Raw genomic sequence first — 25,743 nt, forward strand, 5'->3', positions numbered from 1 at the left:
TCAGGTGAAGTCCGCCGGCTGGTGCGGAACGCCTTTCAGCTCGTGGAATCCGGGTGTGCCCGCGACCAGCAGGGCGCCGTCCCAGAGCCGCCCGGCCGCCTCCCCGCGCGGCGCCTTGGACAGCACCGGCCCGAAGAACGCCGCGCCCTCGGCGGCGATGATCGGGGTGCCCACGTGCTTGCCCACCAACGAGATCCCGCGTTCGTGCGAGGCACGCAGGGCCGCGTCGTAGTCCTCGCCGTCGGCCGCCTCGGCGAGTTCGGCCGGCAGCCCGGCCTCGGTGAGCGCCTCCGCCCAGCCCCAGTCGCCGCGTTCGTGCACCCGGGCGCCGTAGGCGGTGAAGAACCGGCGCAGCGCGTCCTGTCCGTGCCGCTGCTCGACCGCGACGCAGATCCGCACCGGCCACCACAGGAAACCCTCGGTGTCGCCCTCCGGGTCGACCTCCAGGTGTTCGTTGAGCACGGCCAGGCTCATCACGTGGTACCGCAACCTGATCGGCCGGACCTTCTCCACCTCGGTCAGCCAGCGCGCGGTGACCCAGGTGTAGGGGCAGCTGGGGTCGAACCAGAAGTCGACGTCGGTTTCCTCCACCCGGACCAGGGTGTCAGGCGCACACCGCGCTGTCCACGGACTTGCGCAGTGCCTGCTGATCCACGCCGGTGCCGATGGTCACCGAGGCCTCGACCCGGCGGCTGCCGTCGGCGGCGCCGACCATCATGCTGAGGTAGCCAGGAAGGCCGCCGCCGTGGCCCCACACCGTGATCCCGCAACTGGTGGGAACCGGGAAGAAGCCGAGGCCGTAGGCGGGACTGACCGCGGTGACCTTGGTCAGTTCGGCCTGCTGGGCCGGGGCGAGCAACCGGCCGGCGAGCAGGGCGCGCAGGAAGCGGTCCAGGTCGGCGGTGGTGGAGATCATCGCCCCGGTGGCGCCCGCCCTGGACGGGTTCATCTCGGTGATGTCGACCGGTTTCCCTTCCACCATCAGGTAACCGTGCGCGTGCGGGCCGTGGATGAACGGGTTGTCCACGGGCACCTCGGTGTCCCGCAGCCGCAGCGGGTGCAGGATCCGCTGGTACACCGCCGCGGCCCACGGCCGTCCGGTGACCTGCTCGATCAGCAGCTGCACCACCAGGAAGTTGGTGTTGGAGTAGGAGTGCTTCGTGCCCACCGGGAACAACAGCGGCTTCCGCGCCGCGCCGCGTACGAGTTCCAGCGGCGAGCGGTGCTCGAAGCGGCGGGCCAGGAACTCCTTCGGGTCCTGCGGCAGGTCGTCGGTGTAGTTGTGCAGACCGCTGGTGTGCTGCAACAGGTTCCGCACGGTGATCCGTTCGCCGTCGGGCAACAGCCCTGGCAGATAACGGGAAACCGGTTCGTCCAGGCCGAGCTTGCCCTCGGCGGTCAGTTGCAGGGTGACCACGCTGGCGAAGGTCTTGGTGATGCTGCCGACCCGGAACCGCCCATCGAGGGGCACCGGCCGCTGGGTGCGGAGTTCGGCCACCCCCGCGCGGACGGTGAATTCCCGGCCGTCCCTGGTGACCCGGACCTGCATGCCTGCCGCGCCACCGGCCACCACCGCGTTCACCTGTTCCTGCACGGCCTCGCGGTGCGGATCGGTGTGTGCGGCGGCGATACCTGTAGACGTGGCCAGTAGCGTCAGCGCGACGCAGACCGTGGTCACGGTGCGGATCGGTGGCAACGGACTCCCCTTCCGGTGGCAACCTGCCACTGTCATCTTGCCGGAAGCCGGCAGCGGTGCGCACACTCATTTGTGTGGGTCCGGACGAGCTGGGCTGGGTGAGCGGGGAGATCGACCTGTCCCGCGCGAACCCCGCGCGCATGTACGACTACTTCCTGGGCGGCACGCAGAACTTCCCGGTGGACCGCGAACTCGCTGATCAGGCCATCGCGCTGCGCCCCGAACTGCCCAGGGCGGCCAGGCTGAACCGGGCGTTCCTTGGCCGGGTGGTGCGGCACGCGGTGGGCGCCGGGATCCGCCAGTTCCTGGACCTGGGCTCGGGAATCCCGACCGAGTCGAATGTGCACGAGGTGGCGCACGCGGCCGATCGGCGGTGCCGGATCGCCTATGTGGACGTGGAACCGGTGGCGGTCGCGCACAGCCACCGGCTGCTGGCCGGACATCCGCGGGTGAGTGTCACGCAGGCGGATCTGCGTGATGTGCCCCAGGTGCTGACCGATCCCGGGGTGCGCGCGCAGCTGGACTTCGATCAGCCCATCGCACTGCTCCTGGTGGCGGTACTGCATTTCCTGCCCACCGAGGACGATCCGCCCGGGGTGGTCCGGCAGTACGTCTCGGCGCTGCCGCCCGGCAGTCTGGTGGCGATTTCCCATGTCACCACGGACAACCTGCCGCCGGAATGGCGCACGGTGGCCGGTCTGTACCAGCGCAGCGCCACCCCGATCCACCCCCGCACCCTGGCCGAGGTGGCCGCGATGTTCGGCAGGCTGCCACTGATCCCGCCCGGCCTGGTCGACGCGGTGGACTGGCACCCCGAACCAGGCCGGCCACCCCAGCCGGTCAGCGGTTTCTACGCGGGCGCGGCCACCAAACCCTAGCCCGCGGCCAGAATCGTCCGCGCTACTTCCACCGTGGTAGTCGCCTTCTCCGCACCGATCGCCCGGATCACCGGCCCCGCGATGGCGTCCAGCTCCAGCGCACGCCCGTCCCGCCGATCCCGCAGCATCGAGGACTGCATGGTCGCAGGCAGTGAACGGATCCGCGCCGCCACGGCGTCAGTGTCGATCCGCACGTTCCAGGTAGCCGCCGCGGCCGCCGCCTCGTCCACCAACGGCCGGACCCAGGATTCCTTGAGCCGCAAAGCCTCCCCAATAGCGGCATTCGTGCCGGTGGTCAGCAACGCGAACGGGTCCAAAAAGGACAGCTTGCGCCACAACACAGTCTGCTCATCGGCATCGGTTGTCACGGTCAACCCCGCCGCACGCAACAGCTCCGCCACCGCGGCGCCCTCCGGTGTGCCGTCGGCCACCACCAGATCGGCGATCCGGGAAAGCTGCTCCACCACACCCGGCCGGTGCCGCGCCGCCTCCACCGCGATACTGGCCGCCACCACCGAGGCCCGCGGGTACCACGCCCGCAACACCGGCAGATGATCAACGCCGTTCAGCAACGGCAACACGGTCGCACTGCCCAGCACCGCCGCGGGCACCCGCTGCACCGCAGCCAGCAGCTCGGTCGCCTTGACCGCCACCACCAGCACCTCCACCGGCGCGGTCAGCCAAGGCCGGGCGTCCGGAAAACTCACCCTCGGCGCCACCCCCGGGGCCTGGAACGACAGCCCCCGCGCGGTGATCTCGGCCGCCGTCCGCTCAGTGGCGACCACGGTGACCTCGTGCCCAGCCGCACCCAACCGAGCCGCGATCAACCCGCCGACCCCACCCGGTCCCAGCACTCCGATGGTCGCCATGAGCCCTCCAGTACGCGTAGATTCCACGATGGAAGTTACCCTACGGCATGCGCCACAAGAGCTTCGAGGAAATGACCTGCGCCATAGCCCAAACCCTGGACCAGGTCGGCGAGTGGTGGAGCCTGCTCATCATCCGCGACGCCCTGCACGGCCTCACCCGCTTCGACGAGTTCCAGCAGAGCATGGGCATCTCGCCGAACTCCCTGACCCGCAGACTGGGTGACCTGTGCGACCGGGGTCTGCTGGAGCGGCGGCGGTATCAGGAGCGGCCGCCGCGGGATGAGTACGTGCTGACGGACCGTGGCCGGGACCTGCAGCCGGTGATCGAGGCGCTGGGGGCGTGGGGGCGCAAGCATGTGACGCGGAAGAAGGCGGCGGTGCGGTTGCGCGACAACGCCACTGGCGCGGAGGTTGATCCGGTGCTGGTGGATCGGCATACGGGGAAGCGGGTGGACGGGAAGGGGTTCCATTACACGGCTACCCGGGTGGCGCATCCGGTCAAGAAGGCGCGGCTGCCGCGGGCTTAGCGGTGAGGTGGGGGGTGGGGTGGCGGCCGCGCGGGGTGGCGGGCTGGCCGCGCGGGGTGGCGCGGGGCGCGGGGCAGCGGGGTGGGCTGGATGTCTCGCGGGTCAGGCGGCGTGTCTTGTCGGGCAGGGTGGTGTGCTGGCCGGTGCGGTGCGGTGCGGTGCGGTGCGGTGCGGTGCGGTGCGGCGAGGTGGAGCGCGGGGTGGCGAGGTGGGGCGGCGTTTTCGCGCGGGGTGGAGCGGTGTGCAATGTGAGGTGGTGTGCAGGGCGGAGCGGTGTGCGGTGTGTGGCCAGCCCTGTTCCGCGCGGCCCCTGTGGATGAGTCGAACCACAACCGCCACCATCCGGGTAAATTCGACTTGCCCACCCAAACCCGCCGAGCCACTCCACGATCACAAGCCCGACCAGCCCAAACAAACCCACCCGTCCCGCTGGCACCACCCGCCAGTCAGCAGTCACGCCTCACCTGAATGGGTGAGCACAGCGCCGGAGATTCACCTTGATCAAAACATGAAGGCAACCAAATCGGGGTGAAAAGCGTTCCGCAGAGGAAGCGGTGGCGGGGGCGGGCAGCGGGCCAGGATCAACCGGCCACGGACCAGCACGGAGGCTGGGCAGGGCGAGTAGCCCGGTCCGCCGGTCCGCCTGGGCGATGTCAGGCTGGTGCCGCCAGCGCGGCCCGGTCAGGCCAGCAGCTCCAGCGCGGCCTTCGCGATGTCGGCCTCGGACAGCAGCACCTGGCTGGCCGCCGGTCCCAGCGGGATGAAGCTGTCCGCGCTGGTCACCCGTCGGATCCGGCCCTGGAACCCGTGATCAGTGAGCGCGGTGATCACGGCCTCCGACACGCCGCCGGTGCGGCGGGTCTCGTCGGCGATCAGCACCCGGCCGGTCGCCGACGCCTCGCGCAGGATGTCGGCCACCGGTAGCGGGGCCAGCCAGCGCAGGTCCACCACGCGGCAGGGCAGGCCGAGCCGGTGGGCCACTCGGAGACTCATGGGGACGCCGTTGCCGAAGGTGATGATGGTCAGGTCGGTGCCGTCGCCGTGCGTCCGGGCGCGGCCGAACTCCGCCACTGCGGCGCCGAGGCGCCGGGACTCCGCCGGTGCGGTGCCGAGGTGCGGGGACTCCGCCGGTGTGGTGCCGGGATGTGGGGCGAGCCAGGCGTTGTCGCCGGGGGTGTGCAGGTCGCGGGTGTGGTACAGGGCGATGGGTTCCAGGTAGATGCTGACTGTGCCGTGGTGGCGGGCGGTGGTGGCGCAGGCGCGGAGCAGGGGGGCGGCGTCGGCTGGGTGGGAGGGGACCGCGATGGCCAGGCCTGGGATGTCGCGCAGGGCGGTCAGGGAGTTGTCGTTGTGGAAGTGGCCGCCGAAGCCCTTCTGGTAGGCCAGGCCGGCGATTCGGACGATCATCGGGTTGCGGTACTGGTTGTTGGCGAAGAAGCGCAGGGTGGCGGCTTCGCCGCGGAGCTGGTCCGCGGCGTTGTGCAGGTAGGCCAGGTACTGGATTTCCGGGATGGGCAGGAAACCGGTGAGCGCGGTGCCCAGGGCGGTGCCGAGGATGGTCTGCTCGTCCAGCAGGGTGTCGAAGACCCTGGCCGCGCCGAAGGCCTTGCGCAGGCCGCGGGTGACGCCGTAGACGCCGCCCTTGGTCGCGACGTCCTCGCCGAAGATCAGGGTGGCGGGGTCCTGGGTGAGCAGGTCGGCGAGGGCCTGGTTGATCGACTGGGCGAGGGTGAGGGGTTCCGTGGTGACGCGGGTGGGCTGCGGGAGGGGGTCCGTGGGCCGCAGTGCGGAGGGGGTGCTGGTCGCGGGTGGGGGCGTGCAGGGTGCCGGGGCCGGGAGTGGTGGTGCGGTGGTGAGGGGGGTCAGGACTTCGGCGGCTGAGGTGAGTTTGGGTTCGGTGGTGGCTTCGGCGGCCAGGGTGGCGACTTCGGTGCGCTTGGACTCGTAGCGGGTGTGGATTTGTGCTGGGGTCAGGATTCCGTGTTCGGCCAGTAGGAGCGCCGTGCGCAGGAGGGGGTCGCGGGCGTGGTCGGCGGTGATCTCGGACTGGGTGCGGTAGGCGGATTCGACGTCGGAGCCGGCGTGACCCATCAGGCGGACCGTGCGCAGGCGCAGGAAAGCGGGGGCGCGGCGGGTGCGGACCCAGGTGACGGCTTCCTCGGCTGCTTGGGCGGCTTCGGGGAGGGTGGTGCCGTCGGCGTCGAAGTAGCGCAGGTCGGGGCGGTTGCCGTAGGCGGCCCGGATCCAGTCCTTGGGGGTGCGCACGCTGATGCCGATTCCGTTGTCCTCGCAGACGAACAGGATCGGCAGCGGCAGGTTCTGGTAGGCGCAGTGGGTGGCGGTGTTGATCGCGCCGGTGGCGGTGCTGTGGTTGGCGGAGGCGTCGCCGAAGGTGCAGACGACGACGGCGTCGGGTGGCCATTCGGTGGGCAGGCCAAGCTTTTTGGCGCGTTCGATGCCGAAGGCGACGCCTACCGCGCGGGGTAGGTGGGAGGCGATGGTGGAGGTTTGCGGGATGATGGACAGGGCGCGGTGGCCGAAGACCTTGTGCCTGCCGCCGGAGATGGGTTCGGCGGCGGAGGCGGTGATGCCGCGCAGCACGTCGCGCAGTGGCGTGGATCCGCGGTGCTGGGCGGCGCGGGCCAGGTAGAAGGCGCCGGAACGGTAGTGCAGCAGGGCCGGGTCGGTGACGCGCAGGGCGGCGGCGAGGGCCGCGTTGCCCTCGTGGCCGCTGGAGCCGATGCTGTAGAAGCCCTCGCCGCGGGTGCCCAGGGCGCGCGCGGCGAGGTCGAGGTGGCGGCTGCCGAGCTGGGCGTCGAACAGGGCCAGTGCGCGCTCGGCGGTCAGGCCCAGTGGCAAGTCCACTGTGGACTGTGCTGTGGGCAGATTCCTTACAGTGTCGAGGAAATGCTGGTCTACCGGGTGGGTCATCGGTAGGCCGAGGTGCCGGTGAGGGCCTCACCGAGGACCAGGGTGTGGATCTCGCTGGTGCCCTCGTAGGTGAGCACCGACTCCAGGTTGTTGGCGTGCCGCAGCACCGGGTACTCCAGGGTGATGCCGCTGGCGCCCAGGATGGTGCGGGCCTCGCGGGCGATCTTGATGGCCTCGCGCACGTTGTTCAGCTTGCCGATGCTCACCTGCCGCGGGTGCAACTGGCCAGCGTCCTTGAGCCGCCCCAGGTGCAGCGCGAGCAGGAAGCCCTTCTGCACCTCCAGGGCCATGTCCACGAGTTTCTGCTGGGTGAGCTGGAAACCGGCGATCGGCCGGTCGAACTGGGTGCGGGTGACCGAGTACTCGATCGCGGTGTCCAGGCAGTTCTTGGCCGCGCCCAGGGCGCCGAAGATGATGCCGAAGCGGGCCTCGCTCAGGCAGCTCAACGGACCGCGCAGCCCGGCCGCCTCGGGCAGCTGGGCGTCGGCGGGCAGCCGGCAGTCGTCGAAGAACAGCTCCGAGGTGATCGAGGCGCGCAGGGACAGCTTGTGCGTGATCTTGCGGGTGCTGAAGCCGGGAGTGTCGCGCGGCACCAGGAAACCGCGCACGCCGTCCTCGGTCTGCGCCCACACCACGGCCACGTCGGCCACGCTGCCGTTGGTGATCCACATCTTGCCGCCGTTGAGGATCCAGTCGGTGCCATCGCGTTTCGCGGTGGTGCGCATGCCGCCAGGGTCGCTGCCGTGATCGGGTTCGGTGAGCCCGAAGCAGCCGATCGCCCGGCCTGCCGCCATCTCCGGCAGCCAGCGCTGCTTCTGCTCCTCCGACCCCCACCGATGGATCGCGTACATCGCCAGCGAACCCTGCACCGAGACGAAGCTGCGGAACCCGGAGTCCACCGCCTCCAGCTCAAAGCACGCCAGCCCGTAGGCGACGGCGCTGGACCCGGCGCAGCCGTAGCCTTGCAGGTGCATGCCGAGCAGCCCGAGCTTGCCGAACTCCGGCGCCAGCTCAGGGTCGAAGTGGCCGCGCTCGAACCAGTCGCCGATCACCGGGCGCAGCCGCTGCTCGGCGAACCGCCGGACGGTGTCCTGGATGAGCCGCTCCTCCTCGCTGAGCAGCCCGTTCGCGGACAGCAAATCCAGTGGGTCGATCCGCTCGGGCATCGTCTCTCCGCTCATCTCGCACCGGAAGTCCAGCATGGCCCGGCGGCCGGGACGGACCCAAGTCCGCCAGGCCGACGGACCTTCGCGCTGAGCACAACGACGGCTGGGGCTAGGGGTTGCGGGACAGGATCGAGTGCAGCCGATCGAGTGGGATCTTGGGCATCCGGCGCTCGTCGAGCAGGCCGTTGGTCTCCTGCTCGGTGTCGGTGAGCTGGGTGAAGCAGTATCCGGCCAGGCCGCCGGAGCGGGCCGCGCCGATCACCGCGGTCAGCATCGCCGCGTACTCCTCGGCGGAGTCGACCGAGCCGTAGCCGAAGACCTCCTCGCCGTTGGCCGGGGTGAAGGTGGCCCCGCCGAACTCGCTGAGCATGATCGGCTGCTCCGCGTACCGCTCGCCGTCCAGGATCAGCCTGCGGGAGTTGGGCCAGCGTTCGGTGAAGTGGCCGTGTTCCAGGTTTTCCCTGGTGTAGCGGGATTTCAGGGTGTCCGGGTCCTGGTGGTAGTCGTGCACGCCCCAGAAGTCGCCGCCGGTGATCTCCCAGCCGTCGTTGGCGATGGCAGGGCGGGACGGATCCAGGGATTTGGTCAGGTGGAACAGGGCCCTGGCGAGGTGGCGCTGTGCCGGGTCGGTTCCGATGTCCGGCACGCCCCAGCTTTCGTTGAGTGGCACCCAGGCCATGATGCTGGGGTGGCTGCGGTCGCGGTGGATGGCTCGCGGCCACTCGGCGAGCAGGCGCTGCGCGGTGGTCGGACCGGACTCGAACGCGCTGGGCATCTCCTCCCACACCAGCATTCCGAGCCGGTCGCACCAGTACAGGAAGCGCGGGTCCTCGATCTTCTGGTGCACCCGGATCCCGTTGAGCCCCAGCGACTTGGCCAGTTCGACCTCGCGGCGCAGCTCTTCGGCGGAGGCGGCCAGGTGCGATTCCGGCCAGTAGTTCTGGGCCAGCGCGAAGCGCAGGAAGTAGGGGCGGCCGTTGACCAGGAACCGCCGGTCCGCGGTGCCAAAACTGGACAGCCCGAAGTAGGCGGCCACCTCGTCCACCGGGCTGCCGTCCGCCCGGCGCAGCCGCACCGTGGCGTCGATCAGGTGCGGGTGTTCGGGTGTCCACAGTAGACGGTCGAGGTCCTGGGCGTTGCGCAGTGCGGGAATGGTGATATCGCACTGGAGTTCGCGGTCGGTGAGCCGGAAGCTCTGCACGGCGAGGACTTCCTCGCCGAGACTCAGCTCGACCTCGACCGTGTGCGCCTCGGCGGGCCAGGTGTTGAGCGCCAGTTCGCAGCGCACCCGCCGGGCCGCCACGTCCGGGGTCCAGTGCAGCGAGTCCAACCGCAGCGCCGGGACCTCCTCCAGCCAGACCGGCTGCCAGATCCCGGAGGTGCGGTGGTACCAGATGACGTGCGGATCGGCCGACCAGTCCTGTTTGCCGCGCGGCTGGGCGACATCCTGCGGACGGTCCTCGGCCCGCACGGTGATCACCTGCGCGCCGGAGGCGGCCAGCGCGCCGGTGATGTCCAGGGAGAAGCCGACGTGCCCGCCCTCGTGCGCGCCGACCTGGTGGCCGTTGACCCACACGGTCGCGCGGTAGTCCACCGCGCCGAAGTGCAGCAGCAGCGCGCGGCCGGGCGCGGGCGGCATCGCGGTGAACTCGCGGCGGTACCACAGGACCGGGTGGAAACCGCGGTCGGCGATGCCGGAGCGCGGGGACTCCGGCGGGTAGGGCACGGTGATGGTGCGGTCGAACGGATCGGCGACGCGGAACCAGCCCGCGGCCAGGCCGGTGTCGGCGTCGTCGTGGGCGAACCCCCACGGACCGGACAAATCAGTCCAGTCCGGATCGCGGATGAGCTGGGGGCGAGGGTGGTCGGCTGCGGCGAGATGCGCGGCGGTCACGAAACCAGGGCTCCCGTTACGGTTGAGGACACGGTCGCGGAACTCCAGTGTACAACGTTGTAAGTTGATGTTCGACCGCCGCGGCGTACCGGAACGGGCAGACATCGGTGGCAGGCGGGACCGTCCACAGTGGAACGCTTGACCAGGAGCGCGCTCCAGGTCATAGCGTCGCTGCCATGAGGACCCCACAGCAGCCCATCGGCTCCGGTTTTGGCGCTCAGAGCACCACTGCCGACGTGCTCAAGGGCATCGACCTGACCGGCACACTCGCCGTGGTCACCGGCGGTTACTCCGGGCTCGGTCTGGAGACCGCCAGGGCGCTGGCCGCGGCGGGCGCGCACGTCGTGGTCCCGGCCCGGCGTCCGATCCTGGCCACCGAGGCCCTCGGCGACGAGGCCGAGGTCGCCGCGCTGGACCTGGCCGACCTGGACAGCGTGCGCAGCTTCGCGGACGCCTTCCTGGCCACCGGCCGCGGCATCGACATCATGATCAACAGCGCCGGGGTGATGGCCAGCCCGGAGACCAGGGTGGGGCCGGACTGGGAACTCCAGTTCGCGGCCAACCACCTCGGACACTTCGCCCTGGTCAACCGGCTGTGGCCGGCGCTGGCCGAGCGCGCGGCCCGGGTGGTCGCGGTGTCCTCGGGCGCGCACCACTTCTCCGACATCCGCTGGGACGACGTGCACTTCGCCACCGGCTACGACAAGTGGCAGGCCTACGGGCAGTCCAAAACGGCGAATGTGCTGATGGCGGTGCACCTGGACAAGATCGGGCGGGACCAGGGAGTGCGGGCCTTCGCGCTGCACCCTGGCGTGATCGCCACGCCGCTGGCCCGGCACATCCCGCTCGCCGAGCAGATCGCGAACGGCTGGGCGGACGAGGAGGGCAACCCCCTGGACGCCTCGTTCAAGACGCCTGCGCAGGGCGCCGCGACCCAGGTGTGGGCCGCGACCTCGCCCCAGCTGGCCGGCCTGGGCGGGGTGTACCTGGACGACTGCGAGATCGTCGAGATCGGCGGCAGCGCGCAGGATCCCACCGGCGTCGCCGGATACGCGGTCGACCCGGAGTCGGCGGCCCGGCTGTGGGCCTACTCGGCCGAGGCGACCGGGGTTGACCTGCTGGTCGGCAACTGACCAGGGCCAAAAAAAGGGACACTGTCCCGGCCGGTGGTGGGGCGCCGGCCGGGGACAGGGTCGCTGGTCAGTCGACGATGCTGGCCTTTTCGATGACCACGTCGGCCTTCGGGACGTCCTGGTGGCCGCTGGTGGTGCCGGTGGCCACGCCACGGATCGCGTCCACGGTCTCGGTGCCCTCGACGACCTTGCCGAACACCGCGTAACCCCAGCCGCTCGGGGTGGGCGAGGTGTGGTTGAGGAAGTCGTTGTCCACGGTGTTGATGAAGAACTGCGCGGTGGCCGAGTGCGGGTCGCCGGTGCGCGCCATCGCCACGGTGTACTGGTAGTTCTTCAGGCCGTTGGTGGCCTCGTTCTTGATCGGCGTGCCGGTCGGCTTCTGCTTCAGGCCCGGCTCGAACCCGCCGCCCTGGATCATGAAACCGCTGATGACGCGGTGGAAGATCGTGCCGTCGTAGTGGCCCTTGTTCACGTACTCCACGAAGTTCGCCACCGAGTTGGGCGCCTTGACGGCGTCCAGCTCCAGAACGATCGGGCCGTGGTTGGTTTCCAGACGTGCCTTGGTCATGCCGCCGATTCTGTCATCGCACCTGGGGGCCTGCTGACCGCCCCACGGTCGGCGCAGGTCAGGGCGTCCAGCGGGTGCGCAGGTCGGCGCAGGAGCGGGCCAGGCAGTCCAAGGCGAGGGGCAGCAGCGGGTTGCTGTTCTGCGGGCGGTGCAGCACCAGCACCCGGCGGAAGGCCTGCCAGCCAGCGGGACGCAGCACCCGGACGCCGTGGTCGGGCACGGCCAGCCGGGGCATCATGGCCACGCCCAGACCGCGCGCGACCAGTTCGGCGACCACGCCGTAGTCGTTGCTGCGGAAGATGATGCCGGGATCGAACCCGGCCGCGGTGGCCATCCGGCTCAGCGAGCGGGCCCCCGCGGTGTCGGCCCTGGTGCAGATCCAGCGTTCCCCGGCCAGTTCGGCCAGGTCGACTTCCTGCCCGCTGGCCAGGCGGTGCGATTCCGGCAGCGCGATGGCGAGGGGTTCGGCGAGCAGCTCGGTGCCGCGCAGTTCCACCGGCCACACCCGGGGGTCGAGGTCGTAGGCGAAGACCACCGCGGCGTCCAGGGTGCCTTCCAGCACGCCGCCGAGGACCTCGTCCGGCTCGCCCTCGTCCAGGTGCACCTCGGCGTTGGGCCGGGCGGCCACGATCGCGGCCAGCGCCACCGGCAGCACCTTGGCGTTCGCGGTGGCGAAACTGGCCAGGCGTAACGTGCCCGCGTCCCCGGCTACCAGGGCTTTCGCCTCTCGCTCCACTGTGGACAGCGCGCCGAGCACGGCGCCGCAGCGCTCGGCCAGCAGCTCGGCCACCGCGGTCGCCCGCACGCTGCGCGCGGAGCGCTCGAACAACGGCGCGCCGACCGCGCGTTCCAGGAGCACCATCTGCTGGGAGACCGCGGAGGCCGTGTAGCCCAGGTTCCGCGCCGCCTCGGCGAAGGATCCGGTGCGCACGCACTCCCGCAGAGTCCGCAAATGGATCGGGTTGAGCATTGCGCGACTCTACGGAGATCGGACACGCCACGGCACCCCCTACCGAGGATCTGCAACCCAAGAGTTGCGCCACGGGTGAGGATGTGCAACTCTGGGGTTGCGCCTAGAGGAGGTACATAGATGGACCGCATCGAACGTCAGATCCAGATCGCCGCGCCGGTGGAACGGGTGTGGGCGGTGCTCACCGAGCCCACGCACATCGCCCAGTGGTTCGGCCAGACCGCCGAGGTCGACCTGCGCCCCGGCGGCGCGGCCAGTTTCGGCTGGACCGAGCACGGCACCAGCCACGCGGTGGTGGAACGGGTGGAGCCGCCGAGTTTCTTCTCCTACCGCTGGAACCTGGTCGACCACGGCCCCGCCGAACAGGGCAAGACCACGCTGGTCGAGTTCACCCTCGCGGAGAAGGGCGAGGGCACCGAGCTGACCGTGGTGGAGACCGGGTTCAGCGCACTGGAGGTGCCCGCGGAGCGGCAGCTCCAGCACTCCCAGGACAACACCGGTGGCTGGAAGGCCGAGCTGGACGAGCTGATCGAGTACGTCCAGCGCGCGGCATGACCGATCAGGTCGACGAGGTCATCGTCGCGCTGGCCGACCCACTGCGCAGGCAGCTCCTGGAGAAGCTGTCGCGACTGGGATCGGCGAGCGCGACGACCCTGGCCGGACACCTGCCGGTGACCAGGCAGGCGGTGGTGAAACACCTGGTGGTCCTGGACCGCGCCGGACTGGTGGCCGGGGGGCGGCAGGGCCGGGAGGTGCGCTATTCGGTGCGTCCGGAGGCCTTGCTGGCCACCGCGGAGTGGATGCGCCGGGTGGCCGCGGACTGGGACAGCCGGTTGTCCACGATCAAGCGGCTGGCCGAGGGGTAGGGCCCGCGGCCAGCGGTCCGGCCCGTACCTCGTCGGCGTGTTGGCCGTTGTCGTACGCGGTGTTGGCCGAACTGGTACGCCGGTTCGGCCAACGCACCGTCCATATCGGCCAACGCACCGCCCGCAACGGCCAACTCGCCGTCCGTAACGGCCAACTCGCCGTCCATAACGGCCAACACGGTGCGGGTGGGTGCTTGGTTAGAGGATTTCCTCGACCTGTTGGATCGGGCGGGCCAGGCGGGTGCCCTTGGCGGTGACCACGAACGGGCGCTCGATCAGGATTGGGTGCTCGGCCATCGCGTCGAGCAGCGCCTCGTCGTCCGCCTCGGCCAGGGCCAGTTCGGTGAACAGCTTTTCCTTGCGCCGCACCGCCTGAGCGGGGGTGAGGCCCGCGTCCGCGATGAGCCTGGCCAGCTCCTCGCGGGTCGGCGGGGTCTTGAGGTAGTCGATCACGGTCGGCTCGGCGCCGGAGTCGCGGAGCAGCGCGAGGGTGTTGCGGGAGGTGCTACACCGGGGGTTGTGGTAGATCGTCGCCATGCCGGTCATTCTGCCGAGCGGACCCGCGGCAGCCGGCCGCGCAACGCCATGGCGGTGCGCACCCGGTCCTGGGCCAGCCGCATCGCCGCGGCCCTGGGCAGGGTGCCGGTGCGGCGGGACTCGGTGAGCACCAGCTCGGTGTTCGCGCGCATCCTGGCCGCCACCGTGGCCATGATCGCGGCCGGGTCGGGGCGGAACGGGGAGTAGCGGGCGTCCATGGCGAAGGCGGCCGCGACCACGCCGCCGGCGTTGGCGATGAAGTCCGGGACCACCGCGATCCCGCGCTCGGCGAGCAGCTGTTCGGCGGCGGGACTGGTGGGCAGGTTCGCGCCCTCCACCACCAGGTTCGCCCTGATCTGACCGGCCAGCCGCTCGTCGATCACGTCCTGGATGGCGGCCGGGATCAGCACCTCGCAGTCGACCAGGAGTTCCTCGCCCGCGGCGATCCGGTGCGCGGCCGGGGCGAGTTTGACGCAGGCGTCGCCGTGTTCGGCCCGCTGGGCCAGCCAGTACGGCACGTCCAGACCGTCCGGGTCGTGCACGGCGCCCTCAGTGGTGGACAGGGCCACCACGACCGCGCCGAGTTCGTGCAGGCGGCGGGCGGCGGCCAGGCCGACCGCGCCGAAGCCCTGCACGGAGATCCGGCTGCCCGCGGTGGGGCGCTCCAGCAGGTGCAGTGCCGCGTCCACCGATTCGGCCACGCCGTGCCCGGTGACGCCGATCTTGTCGTAAGCCACGCCGCCGAGTTCCTCGGGCACGCCGACCGCCGCGCCCCGGTCGCCCAGCTCGTCCTGGATGATCGCCGCGTCCGCCTCGGTCATGCCCATGTCCAGCCCGGCCACATAGCTGGACGGGATCTGATCGGCCAGCCGCCGGACGAAGGCCCGCAGCACCGTTTCCTTGTCCGGACTGGTGGGATCCCAGCGGATACCGGCCTTGGCGCCGCCGTGGAACAGGTCGACCGCGGCCCACTTCCAGGTCATCACCCTTGCCAGCCGGGCGATCTCGGCGACGGTGACGCCGGGGGCCATCCGGGTGCCGCCCTTGCCGGAGCCGCGGGCGGTGTTGTCGATGACCAGCACGCCACGCATCCCGGTGCGCGAGTCGGCGACGCTGACGATCTTCTCCGGGCCCCACTCGTCGAACTCGTGCAGGTCCACCCAGGATTCCTCTCAGACGCAGTTGTGTTCGGGCCGGACCGCGGCCTCGGCGAACCGGCGAACGTCCAAAGCGGACACATCCACCACCGGATCCCGGTGCAGCACAAGGTCGCGCAACACCTCGCCGATCGCCGGGCCCTGCAGGAAGCCGTGACCGGAGAAGCCGGTGGCGTAGAGGAACCGGCTCACCTCCGGCGCCTCGCCGACCACCGCGTTGTGGTCCGGGGTGATCTCGTAGAGCCCGGCCCAGCCGTGCGCGATGCCGACCTCGGTCAGCGCGGGCGCCCGCCGGGACACCGCCGCGCCGAGCCGGGGCAGCCAGGAATCGGTGCGGGAGAGGTGAAAACCGAACTGCTCGTCCGGATCGGACATGCCCATCAGCAGCCCGGCGCCCTCGCCGTGGAAGTAGAAGCTGCTGCCGAAGTCGATGGTCATCGGCAGCTCCGGCGGCAGGTCCGGGATCGCCTCGGTGACCAGGATCTGCCTGCGCAACGGGCGTACCGGCAGGTCCACCCCGGCCATCGCGCCGACCGCGGCCGACCAGGCCCCGGCCGCGCAGATCACCGTCGTGGTGCGCACGGTCCCCTCGTCCGTGCGCACCGCGCGGATTTGCCCGTCCACGGTGTCGATCCCGGTGACCGCGCACTGCCGCCGGATGGTCGCGCCGAGCCCGCGGGCGGCCCGCGCGTAGCCCTGCACCACGGCCTCCGGGGTGCAGTGGCCGTCGGTGGGGGAGTAGGCGGCGGCCAGCAGACCCTCGATGTCGATCAGCGGCGACAGTCGTTTCGCCTCAGCCACATCGAGCATCCGGCTGGGCACGCCGAGTCCATTTTGGAGGGTCACGCTGGCCTCGAACGCGGCCACGTCGGCCGGATCGTCCAGCAGGAACAGGTAACCGTGCTGGGCCAGGTCGATCTCCCCGCCCGGCCGTGCGGCGAAGTTCTCGAACGCGGCCAGGCTGCGCCGGCCCAGTGCGATGTTGACCGGGTCGGAGAACTGCGCGCGCACCCCGCCCGCGGCCCGGCAGGTGCTGCCCGAACCCAGCTCATCCCGTTCCAGCACAAGGACTTGTGCTCCGGCCTCGGCCAGGTGGAAGGCCGCGCTGACCCCCATCACCCCGCCGCCGACGACCACCACATCGGCGGCCGCGGGCAGCGGGGCGCGGCCGGTCACCGCCCGGCCCAGTGCTCGGGCAGCCGGTAGCCCAGTTCCGGCTCCACCGTCGCCACGTCCATCTGCGCCTTCTGCAGCTTGCCGGAGAAGTCCCAGTTCATCGACTGCCAGCGGGTGAACTGGTCCAGCACCCAGATGCCGGACTGCCGGGAACCGTTGCCGGAGCGGCCATTGCCGCCGAAGGGCAGGTGCGCCTCGGCGCCGGAGGTGGAGTTGTTGACGCTGACCATGCCCGCGCCGATCCGCTGCCGGAACCGGAACGCCTTGGCCGGATCGGTGGTGTAGATGGAGCAGGACAGGCCGTAGCCGGGCGCGTTGGCCAGCTCGACCGCCTGCTCGAAGTCGCGGTAGCCGATGATGCCGACGATCGGCCCGAAGGTCTCCTCCAGGAAGATCCGGTCGTCCGGGCGCACCCCGTCCACGATCACCGGGTGGTAGTACAGACCGGTCCCGGCCTCGCCGTGGAAGCCCTCGCGCGGGGCCTCGGCGCCGATCCGGCCGATCGCGGTGGACCCGAGCACGGTGTGATGCGGCTGGATCCAGTCCAATGTGGACTCATAGGAGTCGGCGAACTTCTGGTCCAGCAACGGTCCGTAGAGGATCGGGCCGTGCGGTTCGCCGACCACCGCGGCGCGCACGGCCGCGTCGAAGCGGCGGGTGAACTCCGCGCGCACGTCCTCGTGCACGATCACTGTGCCCAGCGAGGTGCAGCGCTGCCCGGCCGAACCGAAGCCGGAGAACAACGCGCCCTCCACGGCCAGGTCCAGGTCGGCGTCCTCGGTGATCACCATCGGGTTCTTGCCGCCCAGTTCCAGGCAGGGGGACTGGAGGTGCCTGCCGCACAGCTCGCCGATCTTCTCCCCGACCGCGCTGGAACCGGTGAAACCGACCTTGTCCACCAGCCGCTGTTCGAGGGCCAGCGTGAGACCGTCGAAAGTGGACGGTCCGTCGGCGATCACCAGACCGAGCACCCCGGCCGGAACCCCGGCGCGCCAAGCGAGTTCGGCGAAGGCGGCGGCGCTGGCCGCGGCGTACTCGGCGGGCTTCCACACCACCGCGTTGCCGCACAGCAGCGCGGGCACCAGGTACCAGGAGGGCACCGCGACCGGGAAGTTGCCCGCGGTGATGATCGCGGCCACGCCGACCGGCACGCGGAAGGTGAACAGCTGCTTGTCCGGCATCTCGCTGGGCACGGTCTGCCCGTAGAGGCGGCGGCCCTCGCCCAGGAAGAAGTCGCAGGTGTCCACGATCTCCTGCACCTCGCCGAGCGCTTCGGCGTAGGGCTTGCCGATCTCCCTGGTGACCAGCCTGGCCAGGGTCTCCTGGTTCGCCTCGACCAGCCGGCCCAGGTTGGCGATCACCCGGCCGCGCACCGGCGCGGGCACCTGCGCCCACTCCGCCTGCGCGGTGCGCGCCACCCTGGCCGCCTCGACCAGGTCCTGCGCCGTGCCCAGCCGGACCGCGGTGACCACGTCGGCCAGGTCGGCGGGGTTGCGGGAGAGGTATCCGGTTCCGCTCGTCGGGGTCCTGCCGTCGATCACCGATGCCACCGAGGCCAACGTCGTCGTGTCCACCAGATCACCGTAGGGGCCGGGCCGGGGCGGGCAAGCCGCTCAACGCGCACTCTTGCTCGGGCTCAGCGTCACGGAGAGTTGGCCTCGGCGACCCTGGACACAGGTAGTAACCACGTGGCCGAGCGGCTCGGCTTGTGGCCAGACTGGAGGACATGACCTTGAGCGCGGGACCCGTGGTGCTGAACGAGGCCGAGGTGTCGGCCCTGCTCGACCTCGACGGGGTGATCGACAGCCAGCGGCAGGCGTTCACCGCACTGGGCGAGGGCCGCGGCCTGGTCGCGGAGAAGGCGGTGCTGGACAGCCCCGACGGCTCCACCGTGCTCAGCTACCTGGGCCGGGTCTCCACCGCGCACGGCGTGGTGAACAAGGTCGTCAGCGTCCAGCCCGGCAACCCCGCCCGCGGCCTGCCCGCCGTCACCGCGACCCTGGTCGTCCTGCACCCCCTCACCGGCGAGGTCCTCGCGGTCCTGGCCGGCGGCGGCCTCACCGCGGTCCGCACCGCCGCCGCCTCCGCGGTAGCCGTGGACGCCCTCACCCAGCCCACCGCGGGCGACCTGGCCATCCTGGGATCCGGGGTGCAGGGCCGCTGGCACGTGCGGGCGCTGGCCAGGGTCCGCAAGCTGCGCCGGATCCGGATGTGGAGCCCGAACCGGGAACGGTGCGCCGGCACGGCCGCGCAGCTGTCGGCGGAGCTGGGCATGGAGGTCATCCCGGTGCGCGACGCGGCGGCCGCGGTCGGCGACGCGGACCTGGTGATCGCCGGGACGCTCAGCCACACGCCGGTGGTGCCGACCGCCGAGGTCGCCAGGGGCGCGACGGTGGTCAGCGTCGGGTCGTTCGCGCCGGACCGGCATGAGCTGGATCAGGCGTTGCTGGATCGGGCGGACAACGTGGTGGTGGACCACGTGCGGACGGCGACCGGGCACGCGGGGCCGATCATCCGCGCGGTGGCGGACGGGGTGCTGCGGGAGGGGGACCTGACCTCGCTGGGCGAGGTGCTGTGCGGGACGCGGCCTGGGCGGCGGCGGCCCAGTGATCTGGTGGTTTACAACAGCGTGGGGCTTGGCGTGCAGGATGCGGCGGCCGCGGCCTTGGTGTTGTCGCGGCATCACGCGGCCAAGCGCTAGGAGCGGGCCCGCCCCCGTGACCAGCTCGAACCGCTCGGAGACCCGGATGAGGCGTGGGTCACACCGGCCGGGAAAGTCCCCCGATCGGGGTGCTCCGGCCGCCGCGGGACCCGGCGGCCGCGGTCGGCGGCGGGCGGCTGGGTGAGCGGCCGGGCGAGCGGCCCGGCGCTGCCGGAGCGGCCCGAGCCGGAGCAGCCAGGCCCCGGAGGCGCATGCACACTCCTCTAACCGGAGGCGATCTCCGTTTTCTGCGAGGAGAAGCGGAGTGGGACCCCGTTTATCCGGGACGAAAAAGCCGGACTGTCAAAAAGTGCGACAGTCCGGCTTGCCTGACGTCAGTCAGACCACCGAAATCAGTGTCCGGTGACGTTCTCAGCCTGCGGGCCCTTCGGGCCCTGGGTCACGTCGAACGTGACCTTCTGGCCCTCCTGGAGCTCCTTGAACCCGGTCCCATTGATCGCCGAGAAGTGCACAAAGACGTCAGGGCCGCCCTCGTCCTGAGCGATGAAACCGAAACCCTTTTCGCCGTTAAACCACTTCACACTACCGGTTGCCACAAATCCTCCGACGCTAAAAATCAAGCTAACGACGGAACCATACCCCGCCGGAGCGATTTCGGATATTCCACCACCGGATTGTGTGCTTGCGCGAGCGCTGCTGTGCCTGAGCGTGAGGGTTCGTCGCGCTCAGTCGCCTTCCCCGGAGACCCGCCCTGCGGCCAAGCTCCGGGGCACGGTGTGACCTGGCACACGAAGGGTGCGTGATCGCGTGGGCGACGGATTGCTGGGCACGGGGCCGCGCGGGATCTTCCGGCGCACGCTGCCTCCGCTGGAGGACACCGGGCAGCCGCGGATGGCCAAGGTGCTCGGGCTGGGGCAGCTCACCCTGATCGGGGTCGGCGCGATCATCGGGGCCGGGATCTTCAGCCTGGCCGGCGCGGTGGCCCGCGATGTGGCCGGGCCCGCGGTGCTGATCTCGTTCCTGATCGCGGGCGCGGCCTCGGTGTGCGCCGCCTTCGCCTACGCCGAGTTCGCCGGGATGGTGCCGCGCGCCGGGTCCTCCTACACCTACGCCTCGGCGGTGCTGGGCGAGGTGGTGGGCTGGATCATCGGCTGGGACCTGCTGCTGGAGTACACCGCGATCGTGGCCGCGGTCTCCATCGGCATGTCCGGCTACGTCGGATTCCTGGTGGAGCGCATGGGAATCGACCTGCCGGTGTGGATGATGGGCGCGCCGGGCACTGGCGAGGGACACCGGGTGGACCTGGTCGCGATGCTGATCTGCCTTGGCGTGGCCTGGCTGCTCAACCGGGGCACCCGGACCTCGGCGCGGGTGGACGTGGTGCTCACCGTGGTCAAGATCGCGGTGGTGCTGCTGGTCATCGTGGTCGGACTGACCCAAGTGGACAGTGCGAACCTGGAACCGTTCGCGCCCTTCGGTTTCGGCGGTGCGGTGGCGGGTGCGGCCACGGTGTTCTTCGCCGTGTTCGGCTACGACGCGCTGAGCACCGCGGCGGAGGAATCCAAGCAGGCGCAACGACATCTGCCCAAGGCGATGCTGCTGTCGCTGGGCATCTGCATGGTGCTCTACGCGCTGGCCTGCATCGTGCTGACCGGGATGGTGCACTACACCCAGGTCGACCCGGCGCGCGGCTTCTCCGCGGCGTTCGAGTCGGTCGGGCTCGGCGGGGTCGGCACGGTGATCGCGATCGGCGCGGTGCTGGGCATCGTCACGGTGAGCTTCTCCTTCATGATGGGCGCCTCCCGGCTGTGGTACGCGATGAGCCGGGACGGCCTGATGCCGCGCTGGTTCGGCGCGCTGCACCCGCGCCGTCAGGTGCCGCACCGGGCGACCTGGATCATCGGCGGGGTGGCCGCGGTGCTGGCCGGTCTGCTGCCGGTGCGCGAGGCGGCCGAGCTGACCAACATCGGCGTGCTGTTCGCCTTCGTGCTGGTGTGCCTGGCGGTGGTGGTCATGCGTTACCGCAGGCCGGACCTGCCGCGCGGGTTCCGCTGCCCCGGCATGCCGGTGATCCCGTTGCTGGGCGTGGGTTTCTCGGTGTGGCTGATGACCTTCCTCAAGGCCGAGACCTGGTGGCGGTTCGGGCTGTGGCTGCTGATCGGTCTTGTCGTCTACCTCGCCTACAGCTACCGCGCCACCCGGAAAGTCGTCCCCGGCGGCTCGGTCGACCTCGGCATACTGGGGCGATGAGAAAGCTGCTGTTCTCGATGGGGATGTCCCTGGACGGCTACTACGAGGGCCCGGACCGGGAGATCGACTGGCACCAGGTCGACGAGGAACTGCACCTGCACATGAACGAGCAGATCCGGCAGTGGGACATGTTCCTGGAGGGCAGGGTCACACACGAGCTGATGGCCGCCTACTGGCCCACCGCCGACGCCAGCCCGGAGGCCAGCCCGGCGGAGGCCGAGTTCGCCCCGATCTGGCGGGACAAGCCGAAGTGGGTCTACAGCAGCAGCCCGGTCAGCACGGAGTGGAACACCACGGTCAAACGCGTGGTCGACGTGGCCGAGATCCGCGCGCTCAAGGCGGCGCCCGGCGGCGACATCTGCGTTGGCGGCCCCACCCTGGCCCGCGCGTTCCGGCAGCACGACCTGATCGACGAGTTCCGGGTCTACGTGCACCCGGTGCTACTCGGCCGGGGCCGCCCGCTGTTCCCGGCACTGGACCTCCGCGCGGACCTGCGGCTGGCCGAGAGCCGCGGCTTCGGCAACGGGGTGGTGCTGCTCCGCTACGAACGCTGAGCGGCCGGGCCTCGGGCGGGAACTACCCGAACACCGGCAGCCGGGCGGCGAAGCGGCCCGCGGTGCGGCGCTGGAAGTCGGTCAGCGGCACCCGGCCGGTGCCGGCCAGCACCACCACCTCATCGTCGAGCGCGGGCAGGATCGGCGCGCCCGCCAGGGATTCCACCGTGGTGCGGGCCAGTTTCAGCGCGGCGGGCGCGGGCGGCGGCAGGGTCAGCTCGTGCTTGAGGTCCAGGTGGTGCACGGCCACCTCGACCGCCCAGGTGGCCAGGAAGTCCCCGGAGGCCAGCACCTTGCCCTGGAACCGGACGGTGGTCGGCGGCAGCGCGCTGACCATCCTGGACACCGCGTCCGCGGTCGGGCGCAGGTGGCCGAGCAGGCCGGTGGGGCGGCGGTAGGCCGAGGTGAGCCTGCGCACGTACTGGATCTGCCCGATCCGGTCCGCCTCGTTGTCGTTGCCGGGCAGCCTGCCCTGCCAGTAGCTGGCCGCGTCGGTGTCCGGCTCGGCCTCGGTGGGGGAGACCAGGCCCAGCAGCATCTCCTGCAGGCCCAGGTGCACGTGCGCGATCACGTCGCCGACCGTCCACCCGTGACACCGGCTGGCCGCCAGCATCCTGGTGTCGTCCAGGGTGTCGCAGACCGCCAGCAGCGCGGAAAGCGCTTCGAGGAAGGCCGTCTGGCCGTCGTGGTGATCGACGCGCATGCGCCGCACTCTATCGGGTGGCGTTCGCTACGTACATTTACGTACAACCCCTAGCGGAATTCCTGCTCGCACGCCTTTTCAGGCTCGGCCGACTTCCCGATGGGGCAGCCGACCCTGCAATTCCTTGTCGGGCCCGGTTTTCTCCCCGACCCTCGGTGTCAAGCCGCGCCAGGAGTGAATTGGACGCACAACGTCCGGTGCGCGAGGGGATGGGGGTTGTGACATGGCAAGACTGCTTTGGCTGCCCGATGTGCTTCGCGGCGCCGGGCTGAAGGTTTCCGAGGTCAACGGCTGGCGCACCAGGGGCGCGGACGGAATGCGCGATCTGCGCGGTGTCCTGCTGCACCACACCGGCGGACTGGCGGCCGGAAACTTTCCGGCGCTGACCACCCTGTTGAACGGCAACGGCGAAACGCCGCCACCGTTGGCGCAGTTGGGACTCGGCCGGGACGGGACCTGGTTCATCGTGGCATCCGGCCTGGCCAACCACGCTGGGAAGGGTGCCTACGCCGGACTGCCCGCGAACAACGCGAACCCCTATCTGATCGGTGTCGAGGCGCAGTCCAGCGGGGTGGGACCGAGTGACTGGACCCAGGCCCAGATCGAGGCCTATCCGCGTGGAGTGGCGGCTTTGCTGCGGCATATCGGGCGTGGTGCGGAATGGGCTATCGGACATAAGGAATGGACCAAGCGGAAGATTGACCCGGCTCGTTGGCCGGGCGATATGCAGGGATTCAGGGCGAGTGTGGCTCGCTGGCTGAACAACCAAGGAGACGATGTGAGCTACGACGACGCCTATCGGGCAGTCCGGGACATCCTCAACGAGGAGTTCGACAACCCGAACAACAGCGGCCGGAAAACCAATCTCCGCGCCCAGATCTCGCACAGCGACTGGCGCACCGACTACGCCATCAGCCAGCTCACCGGCCGCATCGCAGGCCTGACCGAGGCGGTCGGCCAGCTCGCCCAGGGCCGCCAGGTCGACGTCGCCGCGATCACCCAGGCAGCCGAGGCCGGGGCCCGCCAGGCCCTTGGCCAGGACCAGGGGTGAGGTGATGCCGGTCCAGCCGACCTATCCGGGCGTCTACATCAACGAGCTGCCGAGCGCGGTCCGCACCATCACCGGGGTGCCCACCTCAGTCGCGGCCTTCGTCGGGGCGGCGCTGCGCGGCCCGGCCAACGTGCCCGTGCACATCACCAGCTTCGCCGACTACACCGCCACCTTCGGCGCCCTGCACGCCAGCGTTCCGCTGAGCCACGCGGTCTACCAGTTCTACCTCAACGGCGGCAGCGAGGCCGAGATCGTCCGGCTGGTCGGCGCGAACGCGACCTCGGCGGCGGGCCAGCATGGCACCGCGCCCGCGGAACTGAAGCTGGCGGCATCGGGCGCGGGCGCCTGGGGCAGCAAGATCCGGTTCCGGGTAGACCACGACACCGCCGACCCCGCCGACACCAGCCTGTACAACCTCACCATCAGGGACACCGGCACCGGAGCCGAGGAGCGCTACCTCAACATCTCCACCGACCCGAACAGCCCGCGGGCGCTGCCGAAGGTGCTGCGCTCCTCGGCGCTGGTGCGTCTGCCCGCGAACAACACGGGACCCACCGACCGGCCGCCGGAGCACCCGGACCCGCCGGTGGGCAAGGACCCGCTCGGCGACTCGGCCCCGGCCGCGGCCGAGGAGGGCGAGACCGACACCACGCCCTACACCCAGTTCGGCGCCGCGACCGAGGACAACGTCCTCACCGCCACCAGCTACACCGGGGACCAGAACACCAAGACCGGGCTGTGGGCGCTGGACCGCACCGACATCTTCAACATGCTGTACCTGCCCGGCATCAGCGAGACCGGGAGCCTGTCCGCCACGGTCTACCCGCAGGCCGCCGAGTACTGCCAGCAGCGCCGGGCGATGTTCATCGTGGAGACCACGAAGTCGGTCAAGACGGTCAGCGACGCGGTGACCGCCGCCACCGGAAACCCGTTCGGCATCGGCAGCGGACAGCGCAAGAACGTGGCCGCCTACTTCCCGTGGGTCACCCTGGCCGACCCGGCCGAGGAGGGCGGGGTGCGCGAGTTCCCGCCCGGCGGTGTGGTCGCCGGGATCTGGGCCCGCACCGACGCCCAGCGCGGCGTCTGGAAGGCCCCCGCGGGCACCGAGGCCAGCCTCAACGGCGTGCAGGAACTGGCCGGGAATCTCACCGACACCGAGCACGGCAGGCTGAACCCGCTGGGGCTCAACTGTTTGCGCCAGTTCCCGGTGACCGGCAACGTGGTCTGGGGCGCGCGCACCCTGGCAGGCGCGGACCGGCTGGCCGACCAGTGGAAGTACCTGCCGGTGCGGCGGCTCGCGCTGTTCCTGGAGGAGAGCCTGTTCCGCGGCACCCAGTGGGTGGTCTTCGAGCCCAACGACGAGCCGCTGTGGTCCTCGGTGCGGCTCAACGTGGGCGCGTTCATGAACACCCTGTTCCGCCAAGGCGCGTTCCAGGGCCAGACGCCGCAGCAGGCGTACCTGGTCAAGTGCGACCGGGAGAACAACCCGCAGAACGACATCGACCGCGGGATCCTCAACATCCTCGTCGGGTTCGCCCCGCTCAAACCGGCCGAGTTCGTGCTGATCAACATTCAGCAGCTCGCCGGCCAGGTCCAGGTGTAGGAAGGAACACGGCCATGCCACAGGCGAACCCCAAGACCACGCGGGTCGACCCGTACAAGAACTTCCGGTTCCGGGTGAAGTTCGGCGACGGCGACTACATCGCCGGGATCTCCAAGGTCACCGGCTTCACCCGGACCACCGAGGTGGTCAAGCACCGCTCCGGCGGCGACCCGTCGCTGAGCTACAAACTGCCCGGCCGCACCGACTACGAGGCCATCACCCTGGAACGCGGGGTGACCCTCGACCCGGAGTTCGAGAAGTGGGCCAACAAGGTCTGGAGCTTCCGCAACGCCGCTGGCGGGGTGGAGACCTCGCTGAAGGACTTCCGCCGGGACCTGCTGATCGACGTCTTCGACGACGGCGGCCGCAAGGTGCTCTCCTACGAACTGCACAAGGCGTGGGTCTCGGAGTACAAGCCACTGTCCGATTTGGACGGTAACGCGAACGCGGTGCTGATCCAGTCGATCAAGCTGGAGCACGAGGGCTGGGTGCGCGACGATTCGGTGGTCGTGGCCGCGGACAACAGCTTCGACGATCCGACGGGCTGAGGCC

25 protein-coding genes are annotated in these 25,743 nt (G+C 70.5%); 11 read left to right on the plus strand and 14 right to left on the minus strand.

The window, feature by feature from the left end; genetic code table 11:
• Together ACTOWY_RS20370 and ACTOWY_RS20375 are read right to left on the minus strand one after the other, a co-directional pair.
• Entirely contained in the window at nucleotides 1-591 is a 591-nt protein-coding gene (locus ACTOWY_RS20370; RefSeq protein ID WP_441311224.1) for a mycothiol-dependent nitroreductase Rv2466c family protein, read from the minus strand.
• Nucleotides 592-604: 13 nt separating this feature from the next.
• Nucleotides 605-1,696 (minus strand): serine hydrolase domain-containing protein, encoded by a 1,092-nt coding sequence (locus ACTOWY_RS20375; protein WP_441311225.1) that lies wholly within the window; start codon nucleotides 1,694-1,696, stop codon nucleotides 605-607.
• Between the two features lie 74 nt (nucleotides 1,697-1,770).
• Between ACTOWY_RS20375 and ACTOWY_RS20380 the strand changes: the two genes are divergently transcribed.
• Nucleotides 1,771-2,574, plus strand: a complete 804-nt coding sequence (locus tag ACTOWY_RS20380) for an SAM-dependent methyltransferase (RefSeq protein WP_441311226.1) — start codon at nucleotides 1,771-1,773, stop codon at nucleotides 2,572-2,574.
• On the opposite strand, the gene ACTOWY_RS20385 is transcribed toward ACTOWY_RS20380, so the two are convergent.
• Nucleotides 2,571-3,443 (minus strand): ketopantoate reductase family protein, encoded by an 873-nt coding sequence (locus ACTOWY_RS20385; protein ID WP_441311227.1) that lies wholly within the window; start codon nucleotides 3,441-3,443, stop codon nucleotides 2,571-2,573. The genes ACTOWY_RS20380 and ACTOWY_RS20385 overlap by 4 nt on opposite strands.
• A 47-nt stretch (nucleotides 3,444-3,490) precedes the next feature.
• On the opposite strand from ACTOWY_RS20385, the gene ACTOWY_RS20390 reads away from it, so the two are divergent.
• A complete protein-coding gene (locus tag ACTOWY_RS20390; protein WP_441311228.1) occupies nucleotides 3,491-3,970 on the plus strand; it encodes a winged helix-turn-helix transcriptional regulator in 480 nt (159 codons plus the stop codon).
• 681 nt (nucleotides 3,971-4,651) lie between these two features.
• Here the strand turns inward: ACTOWY_RS20390 and ACTOWY_RS20395 are convergent.
• From ACTOWY_RS20395 to ACTOWY_RS20405, 3 genes are all read right to left on the minus strand, one after another.
• Nucleotides 4,652-6,835, minus strand: coding sequence for a thiamine pyrophosphate-dependent enzyme (locus ACTOWY_RS20395; RefSeq protein WP_441311229.1), 2,184 nt, complete (start codon nucleotides 6,833-6,835; stop codon nucleotides 4,652-4,654).
• Nucleotides 6,836-6,897: 62 nt separating this feature from the next.
• Nucleotides 6,898-8,082: an acyl-CoA dehydrogenase family protein gene (locus ACTOWY_RS20400; protein WP_441311230.1), complete on the minus strand. Its 1,185-nt coding sequence runs from the start codon at nucleotides 8,080-8,082 to the stop codon at nucleotides 6,898-6,900.
• 94 nt (nucleotides 8,083-8,176) lie between these two features.
• Entirely contained in the window at nucleotides 8,177-9,961 is a 1,785-nt protein-coding gene (locus tag ACTOWY_RS20405) for a glycoside hydrolase family 2 protein (protein ID WP_441311231.1), read from the minus strand.
• A 176-nt stretch (nucleotides 9,962-10,137) separates the two neighbouring features.
• On the opposite strand from ACTOWY_RS20405, the gene ACTOWY_RS20410 reads away from it, so the two are divergent.
• Nucleotides 10,138-11,094, plus strand: coding sequence for an SDR family NAD(P)-dependent oxidoreductase (locus ACTOWY_RS20410; RefSeq protein WP_441311232.1), 957 nt, complete (start codon nucleotides 10,138-10,140; stop codon nucleotides 11,092-11,094).
• Between the two features lie 67 nt (nucleotides 11,095-11,161).
• Here the strand turns inward: ACTOWY_RS20410 and ACTOWY_RS20415 are convergent, their stop codons facing one another.
• Nucleotides 11,162-11,662: a peptidylprolyl isomerase gene (locus ACTOWY_RS20415; RefSeq protein WP_441311233.1), complete on the minus strand. Its 501-nt coding sequence runs from the start codon at nucleotides 11,660-11,662 to the stop codon at nucleotides 11,162-11,164.
• Nucleotides 11,663-11,720: 58 nt separating this feature from the next.
• Nucleotides 11,721-12,632 carry a LysR family transcriptional regulator gene (locus ACTOWY_RS20420; protein ID WP_441311234.1) on the minus strand — a complete coding sequence of 304 codons (912 nt, stop codon included), beginning with the start codon at nucleotides 12,630-12,632 and terminating at the stop codon, nucleotides 11,721-11,723.
• Nucleotides 12,633-12,752: 120 nt separating this feature from the next.
• On the opposite strand from ACTOWY_RS20420, the gene ACTOWY_RS20425 reads away from it, so the two are divergent.
• Entirely contained in the window at nucleotides 12,753-13,187 is a 435-nt protein-coding gene (locus tag ACTOWY_RS20425) for an SRPBCC family protein (protein WP_441311235.1), read from the plus strand.
• Nucleotides 13,184-13,498: an ArsR/SmtB family transcription factor gene (locus ACTOWY_RS20430; RefSeq protein WP_441311236.1), complete on the plus strand. Its 315-nt coding sequence runs from the start codon at nucleotides 13,184-13,186 to the stop codon at nucleotides 13,496-13,498. Before ACTOWY_RS20425 ends, ACTOWY_RS20430 begins: the two co-directional genes overlap by 4 nt.
• A gap of 198 nt (nucleotides 13,499-13,696) precedes the next feature.
• Here the strand turns inward: ACTOWY_RS20430 and arsC are convergent, their stop codons facing one another.
• The 4 genes from arsC to ACTOWY_RS20450 are packed head-to-tail and all read right to left on the minus strand — an operon-like array spanning nucleotide 13,697 to nucleotide 17,942.
• Nucleotides 13,697-14,035, minus strand: coding sequence for an arsenate reductase (glutaredoxin) (gene arsC / locus ACTOWY_RS20435; protein WP_441311237.1), 339 nt, complete (start codon nucleotides 14,033-14,035; stop codon nucleotides 13,697-13,699).
• A 5-nt stretch (nucleotides 14,036-14,040) separates the two neighbouring features.
• A complete protein-coding gene (locus ACTOWY_RS20440; protein ID WP_441311238.1) occupies nucleotides 14,041-15,195 on the minus strand; it encodes a Glu/Leu/Phe/Val family dehydrogenase in 1,155 nt (384 codons plus the stop codon).
• Nucleotides 15,196-15,207: 12 nt separating this feature from the next.
• Nucleotides 15,208-16,368 carry an NAD(P)/FAD-dependent oxidoreductase gene (locus tag ACTOWY_RS20445; protein WP_441311239.1) on the minus strand — a complete coding sequence of 387 codons (1,161 nt, stop codon included), beginning with the start codon at nucleotides 16,366-16,368 and terminating at the stop codon, nucleotides 15,208-15,210.
• Nucleotides 16,365-17,942, minus strand: coding sequence for an aldehyde dehydrogenase family protein (locus ACTOWY_RS20450; protein ID WP_441311240.1), 1,578 nt, complete (start codon nucleotides 17,940-17,942; stop codon nucleotides 16,365-16,367). Before ACTOWY_RS20450 ends, ACTOWY_RS20445 begins: the two co-directional genes overlap by 4 nt.
• A gap of 152 nt (nucleotides 17,943-18,094) precedes the next feature.
• Here ACTOWY_RS20450 and ACTOWY_RS20455 point away from each other — a divergent pair, with 152 nt between their 5' ends.
• The gene (locus tag ACTOWY_RS20455) at nucleotides 18,095-19,069 is read left to right on the plus strand and encodes an ornithine cyclodeaminase family protein (RefSeq protein ID WP_441311241.1); all 975 of its coding nucleotides are present in this window, start codon (nucleotides 18,095-18,097) and stop codon (nucleotides 19,067-19,069) included.
• A 353-nt stretch (nucleotides 19,070-19,422) separates the two neighbouring features.
• Here the strand turns inward: ACTOWY_RS20455 and ACTOWY_RS20460 are convergent, their stop codons facing one another.
• Nucleotides 19,423-19,626 carry a cold-shock protein gene (locus ACTOWY_RS20460; protein ID WP_185003781.1) on the minus strand — a complete coding sequence of 68 codons (204 nt, stop codon included), beginning with the start codon at nucleotides 19,624-19,626 and terminating at the stop codon, nucleotides 19,423-19,425.
• A 226-nt stretch (nucleotides 19,627-19,852) separates the two neighbouring features.
• On the opposite strand from ACTOWY_RS20460, the gene ACTOWY_RS20465 reads away from it, so the two are divergent.
• Together ACTOWY_RS20465 and ACTOWY_RS20470 are read left to right on the plus strand one after the other, a co-directional pair.
• Entirely contained in the window at nucleotides 19,853-21,280 is a 1,428-nt protein-coding gene (locus ACTOWY_RS20465; RefSeq protein ID WP_441311281.1) for an amino acid permease, read from the plus strand.
• Nucleotides 21,277-21,834 (plus strand): dihydrofolate reductase family protein, encoded by a 558-nt coding sequence (locus ACTOWY_RS20470; RefSeq protein WP_441311242.1) that lies wholly within the window; start codon nucleotides 21,277-21,279, stop codon nucleotides 21,832-21,834. The genes ACTOWY_RS20465 and ACTOWY_RS20470 overlap by 4 nt, the downstream gene beginning before the upstream one ends.
• A gap of 22 nt (nucleotides 21,835-21,856) precedes the next feature.
• On the opposite strand, the gene ACTOWY_RS20475 is transcribed toward ACTOWY_RS20470, so the two are convergent.
• Entirely contained in the window at nucleotides 21,857-22,537 is a 681-nt protein-coding gene (locus ACTOWY_RS20475; RefSeq protein ID WP_441311243.1) for a maleylpyruvate isomerase N-terminal domain-containing protein, read from the minus strand.
• Between the two features lie 223 nt (nucleotides 22,538-22,760).
• Here ACTOWY_RS20475 and ACTOWY_RS20480 point away from each other — a divergent pair, with 223 nt between their 5' ends.
• Genes ACTOWY_RS20480 through ACTOWY_RS20490 form a run of 3 tightly spaced genes read left to right on the plus strand, consistent with a single transcriptional unit; the run spans nucleotide 22,761 to nucleotide 25,739 of the window.
• Nucleotides 22,761-23,588 carry an N-acetylmuramoyl-L-alanine amidase gene (locus ACTOWY_RS20480; protein ID WP_441311244.1) on the plus strand — a complete coding sequence of 276 codons (828 nt, stop codon included), beginning with the start codon at nucleotides 22,761-22,763 and terminating at the stop codon, nucleotides 23,586-23,588.
• 4 nt (nucleotides 23,589-23,592) lie between these two features.
• Complete coding sequence (locus ACTOWY_RS20485; protein WP_441311245.1) at nucleotides 23,593-25,191, plus strand: phage tail sheath subtilisin-like domain-containing protein; 1,599 nt, start codon at nucleotides 23,593-23,595, stop codon at nucleotides 25,189-25,191.
• A 14-nt stretch (nucleotides 25,192-25,205) separates the two neighbouring features.
• The gene (locus ACTOWY_RS20490; RefSeq protein WP_247763581.1) at nucleotides 25,206-25,739 is read left to right on the plus strand and encodes a phage tail protein; all 534 of its coding nucleotides are present in this window, start codon (nucleotides 25,206-25,208) and stop codon (nucleotides 25,737-25,739) included.
• The last annotated feature ends 4 nt before the right edge of the window (nucleotides 25,740-25,743 follow it).

This window comes from Crossiella sp. CA198 (assembly GCF_052078295.1).
Classification (GTDB): domain Bacteria; phylum Actinomycetota; class Actinomycetes; order Mycobacteriales; family Pseudonocardiaceae; genus Crossiella.

Coding starts and splice junctions, on each gene's coding strand:
- ACTOWY_RS20385 (WP_441311227.1), bottom strand. CDS start 3,443: ATGGCGACCATCGGAGTGCTGGGACCGGGTGGGGTCGGCGGGTTGATC.
- arsC (WP_441311237.1), bottom strand. CDS start 14,035: ATGGCGACGATCTACCACAACCCCCGGTGTAGCACCTCCCGCAACACC.
- ACTOWY_RS20400 (WP_441311230.1), bottom strand. CDS start 8,082: ATGAGCGGAGAGACGATGCCCGAGCGGATCGACCCACTGGATTTGCTG.
- ACTOWY_RS20480 (WP_441311244.1), top strand. CDS start 22,761: ATGGCAAGACTGCTTTGGCTGCCCGATGTGCTTCGCGGCGCCGGGCTG.
- ACTOWY_RS20410 (WP_441311232.1), top strand. CDS start 10,138: ATGAGGACCCCACAGCAGCCCATCGGCTCCGGTTTTGGCGCTCAGAGC.
- ACTOWY_RS20425 (WP_441311235.1), top strand. CDS start 12,753: ATGGACCGCATCGAACGTCAGATCCAGATCGCCGCGCCGGTGGAACGG.
- ACTOWY_RS20420 (WP_441311234.1), bottom strand. CDS start 12,632: ATGCTCAACCCGATCCATTTGCGGACTCTGCGGGAGTGCGTGCGCACC.
- ACTOWY_RS20415 (WP_441311233.1), bottom strand. CDS start 11,662: ATGACCAAGGCACGTCTGGAAACCAACCACGGCCCGATCGTTCTGGAG.
- ACTOWY_RS20475 (WP_441311243.1), bottom strand. CDS start 22,537: ATGCGCGTCGATCACCACGACGGCCAGACGGCCTTCCTCGAAGCGCTT.
- ACTOWY_RS20430 (WP_441311236.1), top strand. CDS start 13,184: ATGACCGATCAGGTCGACGAGGTCATCGTCGCGCTGGCCGACCCACTG.
- ACTOWY_RS20390 (WP_441311228.1), top strand. CDS start 3,491: ATGCGCCACAAGAGCTTCGAGGAAATGACCTGCGCCATAGCCCAAACC.
- ACTOWY_RS20470 (WP_441311242.1), top strand. CDS start 21,277: ATGAGAAAGCTGCTGTTCTCGATGGGGATGTCCCTGGACGGCTACTAC.
- ACTOWY_RS20490 (WP_247763581.1), top strand. CDS start 25,206: ATGCCACAGGCGAACCCCAAGACCACGCGGGTCGACCCGTACAAGAAC.
- ACTOWY_RS20485 (WP_441311245.1), top strand. CDS start 23,593: ATGCCGGTCCAGCCGACCTATCCGGGCGTCTACATCAACGAGCTGCCG.
- ACTOWY_RS20455 (WP_441311241.1), top strand. CDS start 18,095: ATGACCTTGAGCGCGGGACCCGTGGTGCTGAACGAGGCCGAGGTGTCG.